Source organism: Paucibacter hankyongi (assembly GCF_037482915.1).
Taxonomy (GTDB): Bacteria; Pseudomonadota; Gammaproteobacteria; order Burkholderiales; family Burkholderiaceae_C; genus Paucibacter_A; species Paucibacter_A hankyongi.
On record NZ_JBBHJX010000004.1, the window covers coordinates 116,662 to 138,376 of the forward strand.

At 63.3% G+C, this 21,715-nt stretch carries 20 protein-coding genes; 3 read left to right on the forward strand and 17 right to left on the reverse strand.

Features of this window, described 5'->3' with window-relative positions:
• Nucleotides 1-119: 119 nt before the first annotated feature.
• The 8 genes from WG899_RS08780 to phaC all read right to left on the reverse strand — a co-directional run bounded on the left by WG899_RS08780 (nucleotide 120) and on the right by phaC (nucleotide 8,790).
• Complete coding sequence (locus tag WG899_RS08780; protein WP_339595419.1) at nucleotides 120-1,082, reverse strand: sterol desaturase family protein; 963 nt, start codon at nucleotides 1,080-1,082, stop codon at nucleotides 120-122.
• Complete coding sequence (locus WG899_RS08785) at nucleotides 1,082-1,918, reverse strand: polysaccharide deacetylase family protein (protein WP_339595254.1); 837 nt, start codon at nucleotides 1,916-1,918, stop codon at nucleotides 1,082-1,084. Before WG899_RS08785 ends, WG899_RS08780 begins: the two co-directional genes overlap by 1 nt.
• Nucleotides 1,918-2,952 (reverse strand): YncE family protein, encoded by a 1,035-nt coding sequence (locus WG899_RS08790; protein WP_339595255.1) that lies wholly within the window; start codon nucleotides 2,950-2,952, stop codon nucleotides 1,918-1,920. The genes WG899_RS08785 and WG899_RS08790 overlap by 1 nt, the downstream gene beginning before the upstream one ends.
• 195 nt (nucleotides 2,953-3,147) lie before the next feature.
• Nucleotides 3,148-3,963 carry a TIGR00266 family protein gene (locus tag WG899_RS08795; RefSeq protein WP_339595256.1) on the reverse strand — a complete coding sequence of 272 codons (816 nt, stop codon included), beginning with the start codon at nucleotides 3,961-3,963 and terminating at the stop codon, nucleotides 3,148-3,150.
• A 119-nt stretch (nucleotides 3,964-4,082) separates the two neighbouring features.
• Nucleotides 4,083-4,808 (reverse strand): tetratricopeptide repeat protein, encoded by a 726-nt coding sequence (locus WG899_RS08800; protein ID WP_339595257.1) that lies wholly within the window; start codon nucleotides 4,806-4,808, stop codon nucleotides 4,083-4,085.
• A 132-nt stretch (nucleotides 4,809-4,940) separates the two neighbouring features.
• The gene (phbB, locus tag WG899_RS08805) at nucleotides 4,941-5,678 is read right to left on the reverse strand and encodes an acetoacetyl-CoA reductase (protein ID WP_339595258.1); all 738 of its coding nucleotides are present in this window, start codon (nucleotides 5,676-5,678) and stop codon (nucleotides 4,941-4,943) included.
• Nucleotides 5,679-5,789: 111 nt separating this feature from the next.
• Nucleotides 5,790-6,968 carry an acetyl-CoA C-acetyltransferase gene (locus WG899_RS08810; RefSeq protein ID WP_339595259.1) on the reverse strand — a complete coding sequence of 393 codons (1,179 nt, stop codon included), beginning with the start codon at nucleotides 6,966-6,968 and terminating at the stop codon, nucleotides 5,790-5,792.
• An 88-nt stretch (nucleotides 6,969-7,056) separates the two neighbouring features.
• Entirely contained in the window at nucleotides 7,057-8,790 is a 1,734-nt protein-coding gene (gene phaC / locus WG899_RS08815) for a class I poly(R)-hydroxyalkanoic acid synthase (RefSeq protein ID WP_444718827.1), read from the reverse strand.
• A 146-nt stretch (nucleotides 8,791-8,936) separates the two neighbouring features.
• Between phaC and WG899_RS08820 the strand changes: the two genes are divergently transcribed.
• Nucleotides 8,937-9,275 carry a hypothetical protein gene (locus WG899_RS08820; protein WP_339595260.1) on the forward strand — a complete coding sequence of 113 codons (339 nt, stop codon included), beginning with the start codon at nucleotides 8,937-8,939 and terminating at the stop codon, nucleotides 9,273-9,275.
• Here the strand turns inward: WG899_RS08820 and pgeF are convergent.
• Both pgeF and maiA read right to left on the reverse strand, forming a co-directional pair.
• Entirely contained in the window at nucleotides 9,207-9,914 is a 708-nt protein-coding gene (gene pgeF / locus WG899_RS08825) for a peptidoglycan editing factor PgeF (protein ID WP_339595261.1), read from the reverse strand. The genes WG899_RS08820 and pgeF overlap by 69 nt on opposite strands.
• An 82-nt stretch (nucleotides 9,915-9,996) precedes the next feature.
• Entirely contained in the window at nucleotides 9,997-10,629 is a 633-nt protein-coding gene (gene maiA / locus WG899_RS08830) for a maleylacetoacetate isomerase (protein ID WP_339595262.1), read from the reverse strand.
• A 50-nt stretch (nucleotides 10,630-10,679) separates the two neighbouring features.
• Between maiA and WG899_RS08835 the strand changes: the two genes are divergently transcribed.
• Nucleotides 10,680-11,252 carry an NUDIX hydrolase gene (locus WG899_RS08835; RefSeq protein ID WP_339595263.1) on the forward strand — a complete coding sequence of 191 codons (573 nt, stop codon included), beginning with the start codon at nucleotides 10,680-10,682 and terminating at the stop codon, nucleotides 11,250-11,252.
• A gap of 32 nt (nucleotides 11,253-11,284) precedes the next feature.
• Here WG899_RS08835 and WG899_RS08840 read toward each other — a convergent pair whose 3' ends face one another.
• The 3 genes from WG899_RS08840 to WG899_RS08850 form a co-directional block, all read right to left on the reverse strand.
• Nucleotides 11,285-13,216 carry a bifunctional diguanylate cyclase/phosphodiesterase gene (locus tag WG899_RS08840; protein WP_339595264.1) on the reverse strand — a complete coding sequence of 644 codons (1,932 nt, stop codon included), beginning with the start codon at nucleotides 13,214-13,216 and terminating at the stop codon, nucleotides 11,285-11,287.
• A gap of 40 nt (nucleotides 13,217-13,256) precedes the next feature.
• The gene (locus tag WG899_RS08845) at nucleotides 13,257-13,949 is read right to left on the reverse strand and encodes a transglutaminase-like cysteine peptidase (RefSeq protein WP_339595265.1); all 693 of its coding nucleotides are present in this window, start codon (nucleotides 13,947-13,949) and stop codon (nucleotides 13,257-13,259) included.
• Between the two features lie 111 nt (nucleotides 13,950-14,060).
• Nucleotides 14,061-16,115 carry a S9 family peptidase gene (locus WG899_RS08850; protein ID WP_339595266.1) on the reverse strand — a complete coding sequence of 685 codons (2,055 nt, stop codon included), beginning with the start codon at nucleotides 16,113-16,115 and terminating at the stop codon, nucleotides 14,061-14,063.
• 196 nt (nucleotides 16,116-16,311) lie between these two features.
• Between WG899_RS08850 and WG899_RS08855 the strand changes: the two genes are divergently transcribed.
• Nucleotides 16,312-17,175 (forward strand): HDOD domain-containing protein, encoded by an 864-nt coding sequence (locus WG899_RS08855; RefSeq protein ID WP_339595267.1) that lies wholly within the window; start codon nucleotides 16,312-16,314, stop codon nucleotides 17,173-17,175.
• A gap of 28 nt (nucleotides 17,176-17,203) precedes the next feature.
• Here the strand turns inward: WG899_RS08855 and WG899_RS08860 are convergent, their stop codons facing one another.
• From WG899_RS08860 to WG899_RS08875, 4 genes are all read right to left on the reverse strand, one after another.
• A complete protein-coding gene (locus tag WG899_RS08860) occupies nucleotides 17,204-17,791 on the reverse strand; it encodes a nitroreductase family protein (RefSeq protein ID WP_339595268.1) in 588 nt (195 codons plus the stop codon).
• Between the two features lie 42 nt (nucleotides 17,792-17,833).
• Complete coding sequence (locus tag WG899_RS08865) at nucleotides 17,834-18,361, reverse strand: GNAT family N-acetyltransferase (RefSeq protein WP_339595269.1); 528 nt, start codon at nucleotides 18,359-18,361, stop codon at nucleotides 17,834-17,836.
• Between the two features lie 446 nt (nucleotides 18,362-18,807).
• The gene (locus tag WG899_RS08870; RefSeq protein WP_339595270.1) at nucleotides 18,808-20,619 is read right to left on the reverse strand and encodes a TRAP transporter large permease; all 1,812 of its coding nucleotides are present in this window, start codon (nucleotides 20,617-20,619) and stop codon (nucleotides 18,808-18,810) included.
• A gap of 29 nt (nucleotides 20,620-20,648) precedes the next feature.
• Nucleotides 20,649-21,668 carry a TRAP transporter substrate-binding protein gene (locus WG899_RS08875; RefSeq protein WP_339595271.1) on the reverse strand — a complete coding sequence of 340 codons (1,020 nt, stop codon included), beginning with the start codon at nucleotides 21,666-21,668 and terminating at the stop codon, nucleotides 20,649-20,651.
• Nucleotides 21,669-21,715: the final 47 nt, after the last annotated feature.

The window sequence follows — 21,715 nt, forward strand, 5'->3', positions numbered from 1 at the left end:
TTCCCTCGCAAGCCTGAAAGAGGGTGATCTTAGCGAGCGAAGAAGTCAGCGTGCCGGCCACAAGCTTTCAACCGAGCGGCGCTCGCTGCGCTGAGACTTGCCCTTGTGCTTAATCGCCTTCAGCGCCAACCGATCAAGCGCCCCAGCCCCAGCCATTGCTGGGCCCAGAAGCCGCGTCCATAGTCGCGCCCGCCCTCCTCGGCCAACTGGTCTCGCACGCCGGTGGCGTCCCAGCGCAACTCGAAGTTAGCGGTGCCGAACAAGATATCCCAGATCGGGAACAAGACCGCAAAGTTGTGACCACCGAGCGTGCCGCGACCTGAGGACTCATGGCCCACGCCGATCGAATGGTGCAAGCGGTGAAAGCGCGGACTGACCACCACCCGCTCCAGCAGCGGACCAAACCAGAGCTTCACGTTGGCGTGCTGCAGGTTTTCCATCAACTGCGAGACCGCCACCAAGGCCACAAACTGGCCCGGTTCCACACCGATCAGGCGTGCCAACAACACAAAGGCGGTATCGCGCAGCACGTCGTCGAGCAGATGGTTGCGGTTATCGCTCCACATCGTCATTTGGCGCTGGCTGTGGTGCAGCGAATGCAAGGCCCACCACCAATTCCAAGCATGCTGACCCCGGTGTAGCCAATAGTTGGCCAGGTCGAAGACCAGCAGATACAGGCAAAAACTCAGCAGCGGAATATCGGTCACGCCGGGCCAGAGGGCATCGAGCTGAAAAGTCGGCAGGCCGGCCAGACGAGCTTGGCCAAATAAGGCATCCCACATCGGATCGATGCTGAAGAACATCAGCAGGCGGAACACACCCAGGCGGTGAATCAGGGTGTAGATCACATCGACCCGCACCGCCGCCCGGTCTTGCAAGGGCTCAACCGGACGCCAGCGCTCAAGCCCCCGGATCACACTCAGCATCACCGCGATCTGCAGCAAACCGACCAGCAACCAGCCGGTGGCGGCAAAGGCGTCTTCCAAAAGATTGCCGCCCCCCAAGGAAAACACCAGCGGCTGAACCACAGCTTCAAACAATAACTGCTGCGCTTGCGCGAACAGGTCGCTGAACCATTCCATCATTTCTCGCGAGATTCCTGTGTTGAGGCCCCGGGCAAGGCCGGCTTTTGCAAGACCGAGGCCACCTTGAACAACAAGGCATAGCGTGGATGCTCACGCAGCGGAGCAAAGCACATGCCCTTGTCCTTCAAGCCCTGCATCAGCGGCGCCAACACCGACGGGGCCCAGGCGTCCTGGCGCGACCAGATGCCCAGATGCGCCATCAAAATATCACCGGGCCGGATGTTTTGCAGCGCGCGCTGCAGCAGCTGTTCATTGGGGTAACGGTCGCTGGGCAACTCATCGCCCAAGAAGCCGGCTGCATCCCAGCCCACATGCACATAACCGCAACGCTGGGCGGCTTGCTGCAAGGCGGGCGAGGTTTTGCCGGCCGGGGCGCGAAAAATCGGCCCCATGCTGCGCCCGGTCATCTCGCTGAAGCGGGAGGCCACCTGCTTGAGGCTGGCGCAATACTGCTCGGCGCTCAGCTCGCGATAGACCGGCTGGTTCTCGCCCGCGACGGTGCGTACCTTGAAGGCGGCGCCACCCTTGGCGTCGGCCAGCCAGATGTCATGGTCCCAGGTGTGGCTGCCGAAATCATGGCCCTCTTGCGCACGGGCTCGCCACCAGGGCGCCCATTGATCATCCAGCGTGCTGCCACCATCCTTGGTCGGCTCATTGGCCAAGAAGAACGTAGCACGCGCATCGAAACGTTTGAGCGTCTCGGCGATCAAGGGCGCCACGGCCATATGCCCGGTGTCAAAGGTGAGGAACACCGGTTTGTCACAGGTCTGCGCCGCTATGGAAAGCGGTAACGTTGCCAGACCCAGGGCCAGCACGGCCCAGCGCTTACTCATCACTGCCTCGGCTGATGATCCAAGGTCCACACGCCGTGCGGAGACTTGCCGACCTTGACCTGCTTCACGACCTTTTTGGTCTGCGTGTCGATCATGGTCAGCTTACCGGCCCAGCGCGAGCTGACCAGCAGCGTCTTGCCGTCGCCCAACACTTCCATATCGTCCGGGCCGCTGGGGCCAGGGAACTTGTCGACGACGGTAAAGCTCTGCAGATCGATCTTGCTGATGGTGTTGGCGGCGCGGTTGCTGACCAGCACATGGCGACGGTCACCCCAGGCGCGGAAGGAGTGGGCACCATCACCAGTCGGGATGCGTTTGACCAGCTTGGGCGCGGCGCCGCTGACGTCATAGACCTCAACCAACTTGTCACCGGTCAGCGCCACCAAGATGTGCTTGTCGTCCGGGCTCAGGAAGATGTCCGCCGGCATCTTGCCGACCGGCACCTTCCAGCGCGGCGCCTGCGTCGCCAGGTCCACCGCCAGCAACTCGTCGCTGTCTTGCAGGCTCACATACAGCACCGTGCTCTTGCTGTCGATGAACAAGTGGCTGGGCGTTTTGGGCGCCGGGATTTTCTTGACCAATTGCATCGGCTTGTCCGCATCGGTGGGCACCCAGCGATAGATGGCCACATGGTCGAGGCGGTTGGCGGCAGTGACGAACCATTTCATGTCCGGCGAAAAACGCAGGTGATAGGGGTCGTGAATGCCTTGCAGCACGCGCTGCACCTCGGCCGTGACCGGGTTGATGAAGGTCAGCGAATCACCCAGCGCATTGGCTACCAGCAGCGACTTTTCGTCCGGTGTCAGGTAGAGGTGATGCGGCTCCTTGCCGGTCGGGATGCGCTTGATCTGCTTGAAGCTAATCGGGTCCACCACGCTGATGTCGGCGTCCAGCGAATTCAGCACAAAGATCGGCCGAGCGGGCTTTTCCGTTGCAGGGGCCGCATGGGCGGCCCCGGAGGCAGTGATCGAAGCAAGCAAGGTCAAGCACAAGCTCAGAGCCCGCACTTGGCGAGGCCGGGGCTGAAAAAACATCGGGAGTTCCTTGAACAACACGGAGCTGATAGAAAACGGGCGGCAAATGGCTTGCGGCCAAAGGACTGGGATCAAATCGAGTGGATCAGCGACGAGGGGCGCGCCACTGCATCACCCTTGAAGTGTAGTGGGCCGAGCGAGGCGCCCGTTTGCCTTGCCTCATGCACAGCGCATTAACACCCGCCGATGGCCGGCTCATTCGTCGTTATCGCCCCCCAGCAAGCCGCCCAGCAAGCCGGCGCCGGCAAACCCGCCCAACACCGAACCCTCTTCGCGGCTGCCGCCACGCTGCGGCGCGGCCGCGAAGATGCGCGAAGCCAGGCGCGAAAACGGCAGGCTTTGCAACCACAGCTCGCCCGGCCCGGTCAGCTTGGCCAGGAACAAGCCCTCGCCACCAAACAAGGCCGTCTTGATCTTGCCCACGTATTGGATTTCGAAACTGACGCTCGGCGTGTAGGCCACCACACAGCCGGTGTCGACCAAGAGCGTCTGCCCGGCTTGCAGCGTGCGTCGCACCACGGTTCCGCCGGCATGCACAAAGGCCAGGCCATCACCGTCGAGCTTTTGCATGATGAAGCCCTCGCCGCCGAAGAAACCGGTGGAGAGCTTTTGCTGCACAGCGATGCCCAGCGAGACGCCGCGTGCCGCGCACAGGAACGCGTCCTTCTGACAGATCAGCGTGCCGCCCAGCTGGCGCAGATCCATGGGCAAGATCTTGCCCGGATAGGGTGCAGCAAAGGCCACACGCCGCTTGCCCGAACCCTGGTTGGTATAGATGGTGGTGAACAAGGACTCACCGGTTACCAAGCGCTTGCCCGCGCCCATCAGCTTGCCGAAGAAACCGCCCTGCTGCTGCGCGCCATCGCCAAACACGGTGTCCATCTGGATGTCGGTGTCCATGAACATCATGCTGCCAGCTTCGCCGATCGCGGCCTCGCCGGGGTCGAGCTCAACCTCGACGAACTGCATCTCGGCGCCCTTGATCTCGTAGTCGACTACATCCATGGCCATGGTTCTCTCCGGTTGGCATCTCACTCAATGAGCGCCATCCTACCCAAAGTAGACCCAGGCTTACCCGGACCCAAGCGGGACCACAGAGGACCTTAGACAATGCTGCAGCGCAGCGTTCTTCAGTCGGCGCGCGCCACCAACGCCTCAGCGTCCGATAAGCCGTTCTTGGCCCTGATAGAGAGTTCGCTGCGCCGGGGCTGCCAAGCAGCCACCAGGTCTTGCGCCCGCTGCAACTGCTCGGGCGACAGTGAGCGGCCCATTTCATCCAAGCTGCTTTGGGCGCGTGGATTGACCTTCCCCGCGGCGGCAAGGTGGGCCAGCTTGAAGTAGGCATAGCTCAGGGCTGCATCTGCCTCGGGCCACTGCCCTTTGGCATGGCCGGCCGAGAGGTTGTAGAGCGCCTGCGCGTGGCCTTGCGCGGCCGCCCGCTCCAGCCACGGTCGGGCTTGCGCCCCCATCGAGCGCTTCAGGTACATCTGCGCTACATCCGACTGCGCTAGGTCATAGCCGGCTTCGGCGGCGCGCAACTTTTGCCTGAGGGCTTGCTCCATGTCCAAGGGCACCACGCCAGGAAATTGCCCAGCAAGGTAGCACCCCACTTTGTACGCACCCAAGGGGTCGCCGGCAGCGGCGGCAGCCACAAAGCTGCGATAGGCTCGATGCAGGTCCTTGCTCACGCCGATGCCGTTGTTGTAGAACATGCCCAGGTGGTAATGCGCCTGGGCATCGCCCCGCTCAGCCAGTTGCTGCATGCGGTCCACCAACTGCTCATGGGACAGCGGAGCGGCCACGGCCGACAGACAACCCAATAGCGCTGCGGCCAGCAGAGTTTTCTTCAATGTCATTGCGCCTCCCGCGCCTCCTTCGCCTCACACACAAATGGGCCGGGCTGCGTTTCTTGGCGCAGTCCACGGCCCATTCAGTTCATCAGCGCGCCTCACGGCATCTCAGCCGCTCAGGCGCTCAAAACCAGGGCATCAGCCCATATGCAAGCCGCCGTTGCAGCTGAAGTCGGCGCCGGTGGTGAAACCGGAGTCATTGCCAGCCAACCAGGCCACGATGGCGGCGATTTCTTCCGGCGTGCCCAAGCGCTTGATTGGGATGGTGGCAACGATCTTTTCCAGCACTTCCGGCTTGATGGCCTTGACCATATCGGTGCCGATATAGCCGGGGCTCACCGTGTTCACCGTCACGCCCTTGCTGGCCACTTCTTGGGCCAGAGCCATGGTGAAGCCATGCATGCCAGCCTTGGCGGCCGAGTAATTGGTCTGGCCGAATTGGCCCTTTTCACCGTTGACCGAAGAGATATTGATGATGCGACCCCAGCCCTTGTCGAGCATGCCTTCGATCACCTGCTTGGTGACGTTGAACATGCTGTCCAGATTGGTGTTCATCACCGCATCCCAGTCGGCCTTGCTCATCTTGCGGAACATGCCATCACGCGTGATGCCGGCGTTATTGACCAGCACATCGATGGTGCCATGCTCGGCCTTGACCTTCTCAAAGGCGGCGACGGTCGAATCCCAGTCACCCACATTGCCCACCGAGGCGTAGAAGGTGTAGCCCTGCGCGGCTTGCTCGGACAACCACTTGTCGAAGTCGCGGCTGGGGCCGCAGCCGGCGATGACCTTAAAGCCTTCTTTGTGCAGGCGCTGGCACATCGCGGTTCCGATGCCACCCATGCCGCCGGTAACGTATGCAACTTTCTGACTCATCTTGATGTCTCCAAAATAAATAGGCCGATCGGCTCACTCAGGCTCCCGCAAGCCACAAGTTGGGTCAAGCGGGTTGGCCCTTAGTCGAGCCGGTTTTGTTGTTCGTAAAACTCAGCGTTCGACCGTCAAGGCCACGCCCATGCCACCGCCGATGCACAGCGAGGCAATGCCCTTCTTGGCATCGCGGCGCTGCATCTCATGCAACAAGGTCACCAAGATGCGAGCACCGGAAGCGCCGATCGGGTGACCCAGCGCGATGGCGCCGCCATTGACGTTGACCTTGCTCAGGTCCCAGCCCATCTCTTGATGCACCGCGCAGGCTTGCGCAGCGAAGGCTTCGTTGATCTCCAGCAGGTCCAGGTCTTGGGCCTTCCAGCCGGCGCGCTCCAGCGCCTTCTTGGCCGCCGGCACCGGGCCCATGCCCATGATGGAGGGGTCCAGACCGGCCGAGGCGTAGGAGGCAATGCGTGCCAAGGGCGTCAGGCCCAGGCTGGCGGCCTTGGCGGCCGACATGATCAGCAGACCCGCAGCGCCGTCGTTCAGGCCCGAGGCATTGCCGGCGGTGACGCTGCCGGCCTTGTCAAAGGCGGGGCGCAGACCGGCCAGGGCGTCGGCATTGCTCTTGCGGTTGATGAACTCATCGGCGTCGAAGACGATGGCATCGCCCTTTTTCTGCGGAATCGTCACCGCAGCGATTTCGTCCTTGAAGCGGCCAGCGTCCTGTGCAGCGGCAGCCTTCTGCTGCGAACCCAAGGCCAATGCGTCCTGCGCTTCGCGGCTGATGCTGTACTGCTTGGCCACGTTCTCGGCCGTGATGCCCATGTGGTACTGGTTGTAAACGTCCCACAGGCCGTCGACGATCATGGTGTCGACCAGCTTCCAGTCACCCATGCGCTGACCATCGCGCGAGCCCGGCAGCACATGCGCGCTCAGGCTCATGTTTTCTTGACCACCGGCAATGACGATGTCGGAATCGCCATCACGAATCGCTTGAGCTGCCAGCATCACCGCCTTCAGGCCGGAGCCGCAGACCTTGTTGATGGTCATGGCAGGCACGGTGTTAGGCAGGCCGGCCTTGATGACCGTCTGGCGAGCCGGGTTCTGGCCAGCGCCAGCGGTCAAGACCTGACCCATGATCACTTCATTGATCTGCGCGCCATCCAGGCCGCTGCGACGCAGCAGGTCGCGCACCACGGTCGCGCCCAGGTCCACGGCCGAGGTCTTGGCCAGGGTGCCGCCGAACTTGCCAATGGCGGTACGGGCCGCCGCCACAATCACGATATCGCTCATCTCTGCACTCTCCGTTAGAAATCAGGGTTAGGCCATTTCAGCAAGGGCCGAATGAATCGGACTTTCGGTCAGGCTATTTAAGACTTGATCAGGCTTTCTGCTTGACGTAGCGGCCCGGCGCGGCCTCGATGGCCTTGTACTTGCGGCTGCCGGCTGTCTTCGGTGCGGGCTTCTTGCCACCCGCATGGGCGGCCAACCAATCGGACCAAACCGGCCACCAGCTGCCTGGGCGCTCTTCGGCGCCGGCCAACCATTGCTCTGGCGCAGCCGGCAGCGCGTCATCGCTGGCGAGCCAGTGGCTGCGCTTGTTCTTGCTCGCTGGGTTGATCACGCCAGCGATGTGACCCGATGCGCCCATCACAAAGGTGCGCTTGCCGGTGAAGACCTGGGTCGAACGGTAAGCCGCTTCCCAGGGCACGATATGGTCCTCGCGCGAACCGTAGATGAAGACCGGCGCCTTGATCTTGCTGAGATCCAACTTCTCGCCACAGACCGTCAGCTTGCCCGGTATCTTCAGCTCGTTTTGCAGATAGGTGTGGCGCAGGTACCAGCAGTACATCGGGCCGCTCATATTGGTCGAGTCGCCGTTCCAGTACAGCAAGTCAAACGGGGGCGGCGCCTCGCCCTTCAAGTAGTTGGCGACCACATAGTTCCAGACCAGATCATTCGGGCGCAGGAAGCTGAAGGTGGTGGCGAGTTCCTGCCCCTTCAGCAAACCGGGGCCGTTCGGGGCCTGCGCGCCAATGGTGGTCTCGCGCTGATGCACCGAGGCTTCATCGACGAAGATGTCGAGAATGCCGTTGCTGGAAAAATCGATCAGCGTGGTCAGCAGCGTGACGCTGGCCGCCGGCTGCTCACCGCGGGCCGCCAGCACGCCCAAGGCGGTCGACAAAATGGTACCGCCGATGCAAAAACCCAAGGTGTCGATGGTCTTGGCGCCGCTGATTTCCTGCACCACCGAGATCGCCTTGATCGGCGCCTGCTCGATGCAGTCGTCCCAGGTCCAGGCCTTGCAGCTGTCATCAGGGTTGCGCCAGCTCAGCACAAAGACCCGGTGCCCCTGCGCCACTGCGTAGCGGATCAAGGAGTTTTCCGGCTGCAGATCCAGGATGTAGTACTTGTTGATGCAAGGCGGCACCAGCAGCAGTGGCCGCTCAAAGACCTCGGCGGTCAGCGGCTTGTACTCGATCAGTTGGAAGAAATCGTTCTCGAACACCACATCACCGGCGGTGGTGGCCACATTGCGGCCGACCTCGAAGGCGGTTTCGTCGGTCTGCGAGACATGGCCGCGCTGCACGTCATCCCAGAGCTGCTGCAGGCCCTTGGAAATGCTCTCGCCCTTGCTCTGCAAGGCCAGCGCCTGGGCTTCTGGGTTCAAGGCCAAATAGTTGCTGGGTGCGGCGGCGTCCACAAACTGCTGCACCGCAAACTTGATGCGGGCACGCATCTTGTCTTCGGCCTCGACCTTGTCGGCCATGTCTTGCAGGGTGCGGGCATTGAGCAAATAGAGCTGCGCCATGAAGGCGCTGGCCGGGTTGCTGCTCCAGGCGGGGCTGGCGAAACGCCGGTCTTTCAGCGGCTGCGCGGCTGCGGCGGCACTGCCCTGCAGCGAGGCATTCCACAACTCGGTGGCCTGCTTGATGTAGTTGGACTGCAGTTCAGTCAATGCATTGACGGGGATCTGTATGCCGGCCAGCGACTTCCACATATCACCAAAGCCCAGGGCCGCAGCAGCATTGGCCTCACTTGGCCCTGCACTGGCTTTCTTGTTGTCGTTCTGCCCCTCGGCGCCTTGGGCCGGGGCTTTTGTCTTACGGGTCATAGATCTCCTCAAACAATCGGACAAGCTCGAATAGGTTCAGACCGGTGCGCTGGGTCTGAGCGCATTCGAGCTTACCCCGCCGGCAAGCAGGCCCTTCGGCACGGGTAGTGTTGTAATCTGGCTGTCTTACCTACTGATGACATCACATGTATCTGGTTGCAATAGCCTGGGGCTATGTTGCTCTGATGATGGCGCTGGCCGAAGCCACCAGCAGCCAAGGCAGCGTGCTGGGCGCCATCGTAACTTTGTTTCTTTACGGTGTATTGCCGATTTCCATCGTTATGTACATCCTAGGGGGGTCTCACAGAAAGGCCGCCCGGCTACGCCAAGCCGCCTTGGAGCAAGCCGAGAACACTCCCGCCGACATAGAGCAAGTTGCGGGCCAAGCTGATGCCGTGAGCACGGATATCCGCAACTCAGACCAGACTGATGACGGCCACCATGCGTCCGCAGACGGGATCACGCCGATAAGAAAAGAAGCGTGAGGGCTCGCTGAAACTGCAGCCCGCGGCACTTTCGATGTAACTCAGTTCCATCTCTTGCAAGCGCGCCCGCGCCAAACCGGACAGATCGGCGCGCCAGCGTGGCGCACCATCGGCATTCGGCTGATACCGGAAATAGGCGCAGTCCTGCGGACTGGCCTCACGGCCAAAAGCGACCAACACCTCAGCCCCCACCTCGAAGGCTTGTGGCCCTATGCACACACCGAGCCAGGCCTGCACCTGATTGGGGCGGCAATGCACCGCCTTGCACAAGGCCGCCACGGTGTTCTCCAGCACCCCGCTGCTCAAGCCCCGCCAACCGGCATGGGCACCCGCCACCCCGCCCGGCGCGGCAAACAAAACCGGCAGGCAATCGGCCACCTGAATGGCGACGCCCAAACCGGGCGTTAGGCTGATGCTGGCGTCGGCCACCGGCACCGGCGCACCGGGGCGCGCGTGGTGCTCTTGCAGCAGCACAACGTCGGCGCCGTGTACCTGCTGCAAGAAAATCGCCCGGGCGCCCAGCGCCTGATCAATGCGCGCCCGATTCTCAGCCACCGCCGCCGGCTCGTCCTGCACCGCCAGGCCCACATTCATGCTCGCATAAGGCCCTTGGCTCACCCCGCCGCTGCGGGTACTCATGAAGGCCCTCAGCTTGCCCGCAGGCAGGCCCGGCTCATCGCGCCAGCTCGGTCGTAGCCAGTCAGCGGGGATAACGCCGGCCTCACTCGGCATCGGGACAGGCACTGGGCTGCGTCTTGGCGAATGCTTCCAGAGCCATGCAGTTCTCGAACACTCGCATCACCTCGGGCACATGTTCCAGTCGGCAATCAAAGCGCTTGGCATTGAAGATCTGCGGCACCAGCACGCAGTCGGCCAGCCCCGGCGTGTCGCCATGGCAGAAGCGCCCCGCGCCCTGCTTCAGGCGCATCTCAACCACCTCCAAGCCGGTCTCGACCCAGTGGCGGTACCAGCGGTTCTTGTTCTCCTCGTCGACCCCCATCTCCTTGTTCAAGTAGCGCAGCACGCGCAGATTGTTCAAGGGGTGGATCTCGCAGGCAATGTCTTGCGCTAAGGCGCGCACATGAGCGCGGCCCAGCGCATCGGCCGGCAGCAAGGGCGGTTGAGGATGCGTTTCATCGAGGTATTCGATGATGGCCATCGACTGGCTGACCAGCGCATCGCCATCGCGCAGCAGCGGTACCAGCTTGGACAGCGAGGCACTCGCGTAGGCCGGATCGAACTGTTCGTTCTTGGCCAAATGCACCGCGCGGTAGTCGTAATCCAGCCCTTTCAGCGCCAGCGCAATGCGCACGCGATAAGAGGCCGAGGAGCGAAAGTAGTTGAAGAGTTCCATGAGGCAGATGATGCCATGGGTGACACCGGCGAGGCCGCTAAACTGAGGCCATGTGGATTCCCAGACGCTTCAAACATTGCCCCAGTTGCGGCGCCACGGTGGACTACCGTGTGCCAGCAGACGACAACCGCGAACGCGCCACCTGCAGCGCCTGCGCCGGCATCCACTACGAGAATCCGATCAATGTGGTGGGCTCGCTGCCCATCTGGGAACCCGAGGGTGAAGGTAAAGGGTCGCCTCAGGTATTGCTGTGCCGCCGAGCCATCGAGCCGCGCCATGGTTTTTGGACCCTGCCGGCCGGCTTTTTGGAGTTGGGCGAAACCTCGGCGGAGGGCGCTCGGCGCGAGACCGACGAGGAAGCTGGCGCGCAGATCGAGCTGCTGCCGCTCTACTGCTTGATGAATGTGGTCAAGGTCGGACAGATCCACCTCTACTACCGCGCCCGGCTGCTCTCGACCGTATTCAATCCGGGCCCCGAAACGCTGGAAGCGCGGCTCTTCCATGAGCATGAAGTGCCCTGGGACGAGTTGGCGTTTCGCACCGTGCGCGAGACGCTGCAACGCTACTTCGAAGACCGGCGCCTCGGCCGGCCCTTCCATTTGCATTGCGCGGATATGGGCTGAGCCTGCGGACAGGCTCGGTCAGCCCCGCCCTTTCAGCGCTGCGACTGCGCCGTCGCCCAAGGCCCGGTCACACCGTCTAGCTCGCAGTCCCACAAGGCCTGAACGTCCATCTCATCGCGCAGGCCTTCGGCATAGACCTTCAAGGCCAAGCTACGCAGCATGACCAACATGCCGCGCACAAAAGCGGCGCGAGCGGCATCACCCGACACACCGGTGACCACGGACACGTCCAGCTTCACATAGTCCAAACCGGCCTGGTAGAGCCGGTCGACCTGGGCCAAACCGGCGCCCGCGTGTTCCAGGCCCAGCTTGACGCCCAGCGGGCGCAATTGGCGACCCATTTCAAACAAGAGGTCGAAGTGCTGAATGGCCGCGCTTTCGGCCAACTCTAGACCAAGCTTGCGCGCCGCCTGCGGGGCGTGAAACACCTGCTCACGCAGGCGCGCCACGAAGCTGCCGTCAAGCAAGCTGGCCGGCGCGATATTGACGCAACGCTGCAGACCGTCCTTGCCAATCGCCTCCAGTGCCAGCGAGACCGCCAGCAAGTCCACCTCGGCGGTCAGTCGGCTGCGCACCGCCAGCGGCAGCCAGCGCGTGGCCGACTCGAAGCTACCCTGGGCCTCCAGTTGCAGCTGCAAGGGGCATTCCAGATGGATGATTCGGCCCTCGCGGTCCAGCACCGGGAACTGCACCAACTGCCCGCGCCGGTCCTTCAAGGCCTCCCCAATCTGCGCCCGCCAGGCACGCTCGCCTTGGGCTTTTTGCATCAGCGCACCCTCGGTCTTCGGTGCAGTCATGGACTCAACCACAAAGCCGGCTTGGTTCTCGGCCCGCGCCAGCGCCGCATCGGCCTCGCCAAACCAAACCCCGGTCTGCGCCTCACGCGGCAGGTCCACCGCCCCCAAGGCCACCTGAATGCCGCCACCAAAGGCCGGCAGGCTGGCACGCAAAGCATCGGCCAGCGCCTGCGCAGTTTCGGCCGCCACATCGGGCGCCGGCAACCACAGCGCAAAGTCGGCGCCATTCAGGCGACCGGCCAAGCAGCCGCGCACCCGCTCTGGATACGCCATCACCGCCGCCGCCATGCTGATGAGGATGTGGTCCACCGCTGGACGGCCCAAGCGCTGGTTCAAACCCGCCAAATCACGCAGGCGCAGCAGCACCAAACCGGCTCGCGCCGGACCTTCATCGCGGGTCAAGGCCGAATCCAGCTCGGCCAAGAAATGCTTGCGCGAGCTCATGCCGGTCAAGGGGTCGCAATGGGCTTGCACCCGCAAGACCTGCAGTTGCTCGGCCTGCGCCTCAAACATGCTCTTGACGCGCAAGACCATCGCATTCATCGCCTGCGTCAGGCCCTTCAACTCCGGCACGGTCGACACTTCGATCAACCCAAAACTGCCCTCCATCACCGAGCGCGCCTGCGACACCGCACTGTCCAGCGGGCGACGGATCCGGTGCAAGGCCAGATAGGCGCCAAAGCCCGCCAGCAAGGCCACCCCGCTCAGCAGCAAGGTGACACGCGTCAGGCTGCGCCACAACTCATCATGGGCGTAGGCCGAATGAGACAGCACCTCGACCGAGCCGATCGCATTCCAACCATTCGAGACCTGGGCCACGCCGGGTTGCAGCGCGATCGGCAACAGTTGCACAAACCAAGCCGGAGCGCTGCTCGGTTTGGCCGCGGCATTGCGCTCGAAAGCCAGCTTGCCATCGGCGGCGCGCCAGACCACGCTTTGGTAATAGCCGGTGTCGAACTGGGCCGAGATCAGCAACTGCATCAGCTCGGCGTCGCCACGTTGCTGCGACATCGCCAGCGCCAGGGCCGCGGCGTTGTCGCTGTTCTTGATCTGCATTTGCGATTGCAGCAATTGGCGCACCGACAAGGTCGACACCGCCACACTGCCGGCCAAGGCCAACAGCACCGCGCCCACCACCAACAACCAGACTTGACGCATCAAGGACATGACAAAACCCAATCGACAGTTTTCATGATCAAACTTTTCCTCAAAATCCTTCGGCCCTGACCTTGGCCAGCAAGTCGCGCCACTGCGACAGTCGCGCCAGCGGGTCGCCCGCCGAGGTGGCCCCGACACCCTGCCACAGCCCCTCGCTATTGAAGCTGAACACCGGCTGCAGGTCTGGCCGCTGCGAGGCCGGACGCACCACACCGATCAGATTGTCCAGAATCAGCGGTTCGGCGTTCGGTTCGGCATAGTAGGCCAGCACCATATGGGCCAGCGAACGCCCGCCCACCATGGCTCGAACATAAACCATGCGCAGCTTGGCCACCGGCGTGCCGGCCGAAACCAGGCTGAAATACTTGGCAATGGCGTAGTCCTCGCAATCGCCCCGCCCCTTGTCCAAGGCTTCCAAGGGGCTGGCCCAGTAGTCCACCTTGCCCCAGACCTCGATATCTTCGCGAAATTCAATACGGCGGTTCAGGTAGCTGTTGACCGTGGTCAGGCGCGTGTCTTCGTCTTGCGCGCCGGCGCGTTCGATCATCTGCAGCAGCGATTGCGCCTCGCTCACCGTGCGCGAATTGAACTTGGCGGCGGCCTCCAGCAGGCGCGCGTTGTCGAGCGCACGGCCGGGCGCCGGCAACAGACTCACCGCCCCGCCCAGCAAGAGCGCGGCCAGCATCCGTCGCGGGGCCGCCAGGGCTCCGGGTAGCGTCACACTGATAAAGCCGGCAGGCATGCGAGGAAACTATGGTGCGCCGGAGCGACAAGCCGAGATGAGATGAGATGAGATGAGAAACACTGTACAGGCATGCCGGCCGATGTGTCGCCCGGCGCTGCGCCTGAGCGCTTAATTCTTGGCCAACCAGTCGAAGACTTCGCGATACCACTGCCTGGAGTTCTGCGGTTTCAGGATCCAATGGTTTTCATCCGGGAACCACAGCAAGCGCGCCGGCACCCCGCGCGCCTTCAAGGTGTTGTAGTAGGCCAGACCGTTGTGATCCGGCACGCGGTAGTCCAAGGCGCCATGGCTGATCAGGGTCGGGGCCTGCATATGGGCGGCAAAGCTGGCCGGGCTTTGCGCCGCCACCTTGGCCGGCTCTTGCCAATAAGGCGCGCCCAGATCCCGAGGCCGCTGGTTGTAGGAATCGGCGCTCCAGGTCGCCACCCGATCGAACACGCCGGCATGGCAGATGTAGGCGCGGTAGCGGCCGGGCGCCACATGGCCATTCATCCAGGCGACCATAAAGCCACCATAGCTGCCACCGCTGGCATAGATGCGACTGCCATCGACCCAGGGCTGACGCAGCAGCCAATCGGTGCCGGCCTCAATGTCTTGCAACTCCAGCTCACCCATCCGGCCCATGATGCTGTGGCGAAACGCATGGCCAAAGCCACTGGAGCCGTGGTAATTGACCATCGCCACCACATGCCCCTGGCTGGCCAGCAACTGCGGGTTCCAGCGGTAGCCAAAGGTATCGCCACAGGCCGAGTAAGGGCCGCCATGAATCACATGCAAGACCGGGTATTTCTTCTTGCCGGCAGGCTTGAAGCCCGGCGGGTAGACCAGCCACATTTGCAGCGGATCGCCCAAGGCGCCCGGCAGGCTCAGCTCTTGCACTTGGCCCAAACGCAGGCCGGCCAGCAACTCGTCATTAAAGTGCTCAAGACGCAGCAAGGTCCCCTCGCCCCGCCGGGCATGGATGCGCACCGGGTGCTGCAAGCTGTCGGCCGCCAAAGCCAATACCGTTTCACCATCAGCGTCGGCCCGCAGATCAAAGCCTTGCAGCCAGCCGCCCCGCCAGGCGAGCTCCGGCGCGCCTTGATCCAGGCGCTGGCGCCACAAATGGCAACGGCCGGCCTGCTGGGCCGCAAAGTAGATCGCATCACCGGCGGGCGACCAGCGCAGCGGCGCCTCAGGCTCCAGATCAGCGTCCGCACCGATCAGGTGCCACGCACCATCCGCCTCAACCCGTGCCAGCCGCCCCAGCATCGTATGCACAGGCCGCAGCGGTGTCGCAATCGCCACCAAGCCTCGCCCCTTGGGATCAAAACTCGGTGTCGAAAAATCATGTGTTGGCTCATCCAGCAAGACCCGCACGTCAGCGCGCCGAGTTCGCAGCGGATTCAGCTCCGCTAAGGCGCATCGCTGACCGGCCCGTTTGAGCGGGGCCGGGTCGTATTGAAAGACCAAGCGCCGCCCGTCCGGGCTGATGTCAAACAGATCGGCGCCCGGGTTGTCGCGAGGCAGCTCAAAACCACTGCCCTCCAGCAGATCAACAAGACGGCCGCTGGCGAGCTCCAGTCGCAGCAGATGCGCCACCCGACCGGCCGGCACGTTGTGATCGAAATGGCGGTATTGCGCCTCACTGGTGACGTAGCCACTGGCCTTATTCGCCTTGTGTTCCTGCATGCGCTTGTTCTGCGCCGCCAGGCCTTTCAATTCGGGCCAGACCCAGGCGATCAAGACGATGTGCCGGCCATCGGGCATCCACTTGAAGGCCTCAACGCCAGCGGCCACCTCGCTGACGCGGCGAGCCTCACCGCCATCGGCCGCCATCACGTAAAGCTGGGCCGACTCATCCTTGCTGCCCTGCTGTTCACGGCGCGACAGAAAAGCAATGTGCTTCCCATCCGGCGACCAGGCCGCTTGCCCATCCTTGTCGCCACAGTGGGTCAAGGCTCGCGGCGCTTGCTGCCTACAAGTCGACAAAAGCCAGAGCTGGCTGCGACTGCGATTGGCCGCCATATCGGCACGGCTGACGCTGCAGACCGCACGCTGTCCATCCGGTGACAAGGCCAAGCCGGCAAGGCGGTCGAACTGCCAAAGGGCCTCAATGCTGATGGCGGCGCTGGCCGACTTGGTCGAAGAAGAAGAGGATGCGGAGACGCTTGGACGGTTCATCAGGACAGCTGGGACGGCACAGGGGCGATCCTTCATCCTAACGTGGCCCCTGTTCACGCCGCAAAGTTCACGGTCAAATTGAATCAAGCCGGCGATGACCCAGCCGATAATGATGAGCAACTGAAAGGCCGGCTTGCCGCGCTTTTTGTGCGAGGCTAAAGCGAGCCGCCTCCAGCCTCAACCGACCCCATTTCCCATGAGCATCCAGACCGTCCAGCAAGAAATTGACCACTCGCGCAAGAGCGGTGCCCTCAAGCAAATCGTGATTCCGCCCTGCCCCGAGTTGCTGGCTCGCCTGCAGCAGGCGATGGCCTACGCCGAACCCGACCTGAACGAAGTGGCCCGCATTGCCGCCAGCGATGTGGCCATGTCGGCCACCTTGCTGCGCCTGGCCAACAGCCCGATGCACCTCTCCGATGGCCTGCCTTGCACCACGGTCGGCCAGGCCATGACCCGCATCGGTTTGAAAGAGACCGCCGCCGTGATGACCGGCTTCCTGGTGAAGAACGCCATCCCGATCAACAGCCCCCATCTGGCTCGCTTCTGGGAGCGCTCGACCAAACGCGCCTTGGCCATGGCCTTTGTCGCGCGCCAGTTGCCGGGCCTCTCACCGGACCTGGCGCATACCTACGGTCTGTTCTGCCACGTCGGCATGCCGGTGCTGCTGCAATGCGTGCGCGGCTATGGCTCCACCATGGTGGAAGCCGCCGCCCGCGTAGACCGCAGCTATGTCGCCACGGAGAACGCCAACCACCGCACCGACCACGCGGTCGCCGGCGCCCTGCTGGCGCGAGCCTGGAATATGGCGCCCGAGCTGATGGCAGCGATTCGCCTGCACCATGACATGGCCTCGCTGGGACATGCCGGCATCGAGCCCGAGGTGCACACCTTGGTCGCCGCCGGCCTGATCGCCGAGCACCTGATGCGCCAACATGAAGGCCTGCCCGATGACGCCGATTGGGGAGCGCACCGGGAGTCGGTGCTGGACTGGCTGCAGATCAGCCAGTCCGACCTAGAGCATTGGGACGATCAGCTGCGCCCGCTGCTGGACGAGGCCTGAGCTCCTAGCGGGGTTCACTCCGCCCCCTTTAAAACGAGAAGCGCCCCTCGGCAACGATCTCGGCCAAGGGCTTGCGCGTGCTGGCTTCCTCGCGCGCCTGCAGTGCCTCCGGCAGCAAGGCCTTGTCGCCCGGTTTGCCAATCGCCACCACGGCCTCGAGTTGGTGATCCTCGGGCACCGCCAGCGCTTGGCGCAGCCGCGCGGCATCAAAGCCACCCATCGCGTGCGCCACCCAACCCGCATGGTGGGCCTGCAGGGCCAGACTCATCCAGGCCGAGCCGGTGTCAAAACTGTGCGAGCCAAAAGGCTTGGTCTCGCTGCCCTCGCGCTTCGGCCAGTTCTTGGCCGATATGACGGCAACCAGGGCCGAGGCGCGCACCGCCCAGTCCTGATTGAAGGGCACCAAGCTGGCAAAGATCGCATCGAATGCGGGCGTTCCAGCCAAGCCATAGACAAAGCGCCAGGGCTGCACATTCGAAGACGAAGGCGCCCATCGCGCCGCCTCAAAAAAACTCAGCAAGGTCTCGCGGGCGATCGCCTCACCGCTCAGCGCGCGCGGGCTCCAGCGCTCGGTGAACTGCGAGTGAATCGGGTATTCGGCAATGCGTGTGCTCATGGTGTTCTTGAATGGGTGTGGGTTAAGGAGCGGAGGGCGGGCTCAGCTTTGCCGCGCCAGCCAGTCGCGGTCGGACATTTGATAGACCGAGGTGTCCATGTCATACCAGCGCTCAAGGCCGCGGTAGCTCATGCCCAAACGCTCCATCACTCGGGAGGAGCCGGTATTGGCTGGGTCGCAAACCGACACTAGCAAGTCCGTCTTCAGGGTATCGAATGCAAAGCTGGCCATGCCCTGGGCCGCCTCGGAAGCAAAGCCCTGGTGCCAACGGTCCTTGCGCAGCCGCCAGCCAATCTCCAAAGGATTGGCCACATCCCGAGCCAGATGCTGAATGCAGCCCGCACCAATGATCTGGCCGTTCTCTTTGTCGATGAAACTCCACCAAGAGTAGCCGGTGTCGACCCAGCGCGCCTTGACCCTGTCAATCATGGCCTGGGTACCCTCGCGGGTTTCGGGCTTGCCGGTGATGTAACGCATCACCTCAGGGTCGCTATTGAGGGCATACAAGCCCTCCAAATGCGCATCGGTGCAGGGTTCAAGTCGCAGACGCTGGGTGTTCAGGACTGTCATGGGGGTCTCAGAGAAGGGAAAAAGACGGCCGGCCGCACAGTCTAGCGAAGCGCTTTGTCGCGTCAATGGCTCCACATTCGCTGATTCCATAGGAACTGCAACCCGAGCAACCGCCGGGGCCGCAGTGCGCTCGCATGGCCAGACTTGGGAGTTCTCGACGATGGTGAAGACCACCCCGCAGGTGGCCCGGCCCGACCACGGGCGATTTGTGCGCGGCCGAGGGCGCAGCGGAGCGGGTCAGGTGCGCGCAGCGCACTTCAAGTTCTGACTTGGCGGCATTTGTTTGAACGCAGCGAGTGCCAGCGAGCGAAGTTAGTTTGCCGCCGCTGACTCGCGCAGTGAGACCGAGGGAAGTCGGCTCGCCAGAGCCGACCCGGGCACCATGAGCACGGCGGCGGGCCGGGCCGCCGAAGCGCTAGGGCCTGCCCCTTTGAAAGCAAGGCATCTCAATGCCTCAGCAAGGCCGGCAATCCCGTCGACAACCACGGGACGCAAGCAATCACCAAAGTGCCCAAGAAGATCGCCAGCAAAGCGGGCAGCACCGAGGAGGCTACATAGCGCAGCGATTTGCTGAACATGGCCGAGGCGAAGTAGATGTTCATGCCGGCCGGTGGGCACAAGAAGCCCACCTCCATCGCGGCCAGAAAAATAATGCCGAAATGCAGCGGCTCAATACCGTAGCTCAGTGCCACCGGCAGCAGCAAAGGCACCAGCACCACCAAGGCGGCATAAATCTCCATCAGCGCCGCGGCCACAAACAAGAACAGGCACAAAGCCAGCAAGAAGGCATAGCGATTGGGGATCCACGCTTGAGCGGCCTCCACCGCGGCGTCCGGAATGCCGGCGTCGACCAAAAAGTTCGTCAAAGCCAGGGCCATGCCCAGAATCAACATCACGCCGCCGATGATCTGCGCGCACTCGCTCAGGCAGCGCCCCAAGGAGCGCCAAGTCAGCTCGCGGTGCGCCAGCGCCTGGGTGACCAGCGCGTAAGCGGCGGTCAGTGCCGCGCTCTCGGTGGGCGTGGCCAAACCGCTGACCAGGGCGCCAATGGCCACCACCGGTGCGGCGACCTCCCATTTGGCGCGCCAGGCACATTGCCCCAAATGAGCCCAGTTGAATGAGGCCCGAGCGCTGACCGAAGGGGCACTGCCCTTGGTGCGCCAGAAGCCGCCCACGAACAAAAGGCTGGCCACCATCACCAGCGCTGGGATCAGGCCGGCCAAAAACATGTCCTTGATTGGCACACGCGCAATCACCGCATACATGATCAAGGGCACCGAGGGCGCCAACAAAACACCCAAAGCGCTGGCACTGGTGACCAAGCCGATGCCGCGCTGCTCGGGGTAGCCGGCATTGCGCAGCAAGGGCAAGAGCAGGCCGCCCAAGGCCAGAATCGTCACCCCGCTGCCGCCAGTGAAGGCGGTGAAGGCCGAGCACAAGACGGCTGCCGCCAGCACGGTGCCATGCACCCCGGAGCCGAACAGGGCCAAGAACAAATCGCCCAAGCGCTGCGCAGCGCCGGTGCGCGCAAAAATCAGCCCGGCCAAGGTGAACAAGGGCAAGGCCGGCAGCGAAGGGTTGACGGTGATTTGGTAGTGCGACAAAGGCACGGATGCCAAGGGCAGGCCATCTTGCCAAAACAGCAGCAAGGCCAAACCACCCAGCACCGCAAAAATCGGCGCGCCACCAAACAGCAAGGCCAGCAGCGCCAAGGCCAGCGGCCACATCAACGCCACGGGGCGTCCGTCGAAGGCAGCGGCCGCCGCCCAACCCAGGGCCGGCAGCAGCACGGCCAAAAGCAGCCGCCAAGGCCAGGCTTGGGCGCTGCGCGAGGCCAGCTTGGCTCCAAGCAAGACAAAGCCCAGCGGCATGCAGGCCTGCACCCACCACACCGGAAGCCCGTAAGCCAGCGGCTGAGAAGCCTCCATCTCACTGCGCACAAAATGCCAGCTGGCTTGAGCCAGCGCACCGCAAATCAAGGCGGAACCGCCTTTGGAGAGCGCCAGCATGCAGCGCTGCCGAGGCGTGGCTTGCGAGGCGTCCAGCTGCCCTGCACCACTGGCGCCCAAGCTGGTCAAGTGGCCGTGGCGCTCGGCCGCCAAGGCGCCGAACATGGCCATCACCAAGCCCAAATGCTGCACCAGCACCGAGGCGTTATCCACCCCCTGGCCCAAGAGCGGCCGCATGGCGATTTCCGCGGTGGGGATCAGCATCATCAAGGCCAGGGCCAGCGCCGACAGGCCCTCGTCAAAGCGCATCCAAGTTCGCCAGTTGAAAGTACCCAAGCTCAACGCCCCTTGCCTGCGCGGTAAGCCTTCAGATGCACAAAGACCTCATCAAAGGTCTCGGCCGGCACCATGCTGCCGCGGATGCGCGGGTAGAGCTGTTCGGCCAAGGCATTCCATTGCTGCATTTGGGCGGCGTTCGGCTTGTTGACGGTGAGGCCGCGCTTCTTCATCGCATCCACCGCCTCATCGACCTCCTGGCGGGCCTTGTTGCGCATCTGCAGGCCGGCTTTCTCGCCGGCGCTGCGCAACGCGGTCTGCGCCGCCGGGCTCATCTCGTCCCAAGCCTTCTTGGTCACGACAAGGGCACCGACGATGGGCGCCCAGTTGATTTCCAGCATGTTGGAGGCCGTGCCGTAGACTTGGCTGGCCAGCGCGAAGTACGGTGTGGACGGCACCACATTGATCATGCCGGTCTGCATCGAGGGCAAGATATCGGCCGTCTCCAGCGGCACCGGGGTGTAGCCCAGGCTTTTCATGATGGCTTGCTGCTCGGGCTCAGAGCCCCAGGCGAAGAACTTCATGCGTTTGAAGTCATCGGGCGCAAAGGTCGCCTCCTTGGAGAAAAAGCGCACCCAGCCGGCATCGCCCCAGCCGACGACGACAAAGCCGCGGTCCAGAAAGCGCTTCTCCATGGCCGGGCGCATCTTCTCGCGCACATAGTCCACTTCCTCCCAGTTCTTGAAGAGCAAAGGCAGGTTCTGCAGCGCCGCAATGCTGGGCTCGATCTCGCGCAGACCCACCACCGACATCAGCGCGCCCTGCAACTGCCCGATGCGCATGCGCCGTGCAATCTCGGCCTCGCCGCCCTGGCTGCCATCGGTGAAGACGACAAAGCGCCCACCCGGCTGAGCCGCACGCCAGCTTTCACCCAGCTCCAAGAGCTGCTGGTGGTAGAGCGAGTTCTTCGGCACCACGGTGCCCAGACGCAGCTGCACGACTTGCGCCTGAGCAACCGTAGGCAGCAAGGCCGCCCAAGTCAGCAAAGCGGGAAGAAGAAGCTTGCGGCAAATGGTTTTCATGCTGTGAGGGCCGCCCGAAGCGGCCGATCTTGGAAGAGGAAAAAGAA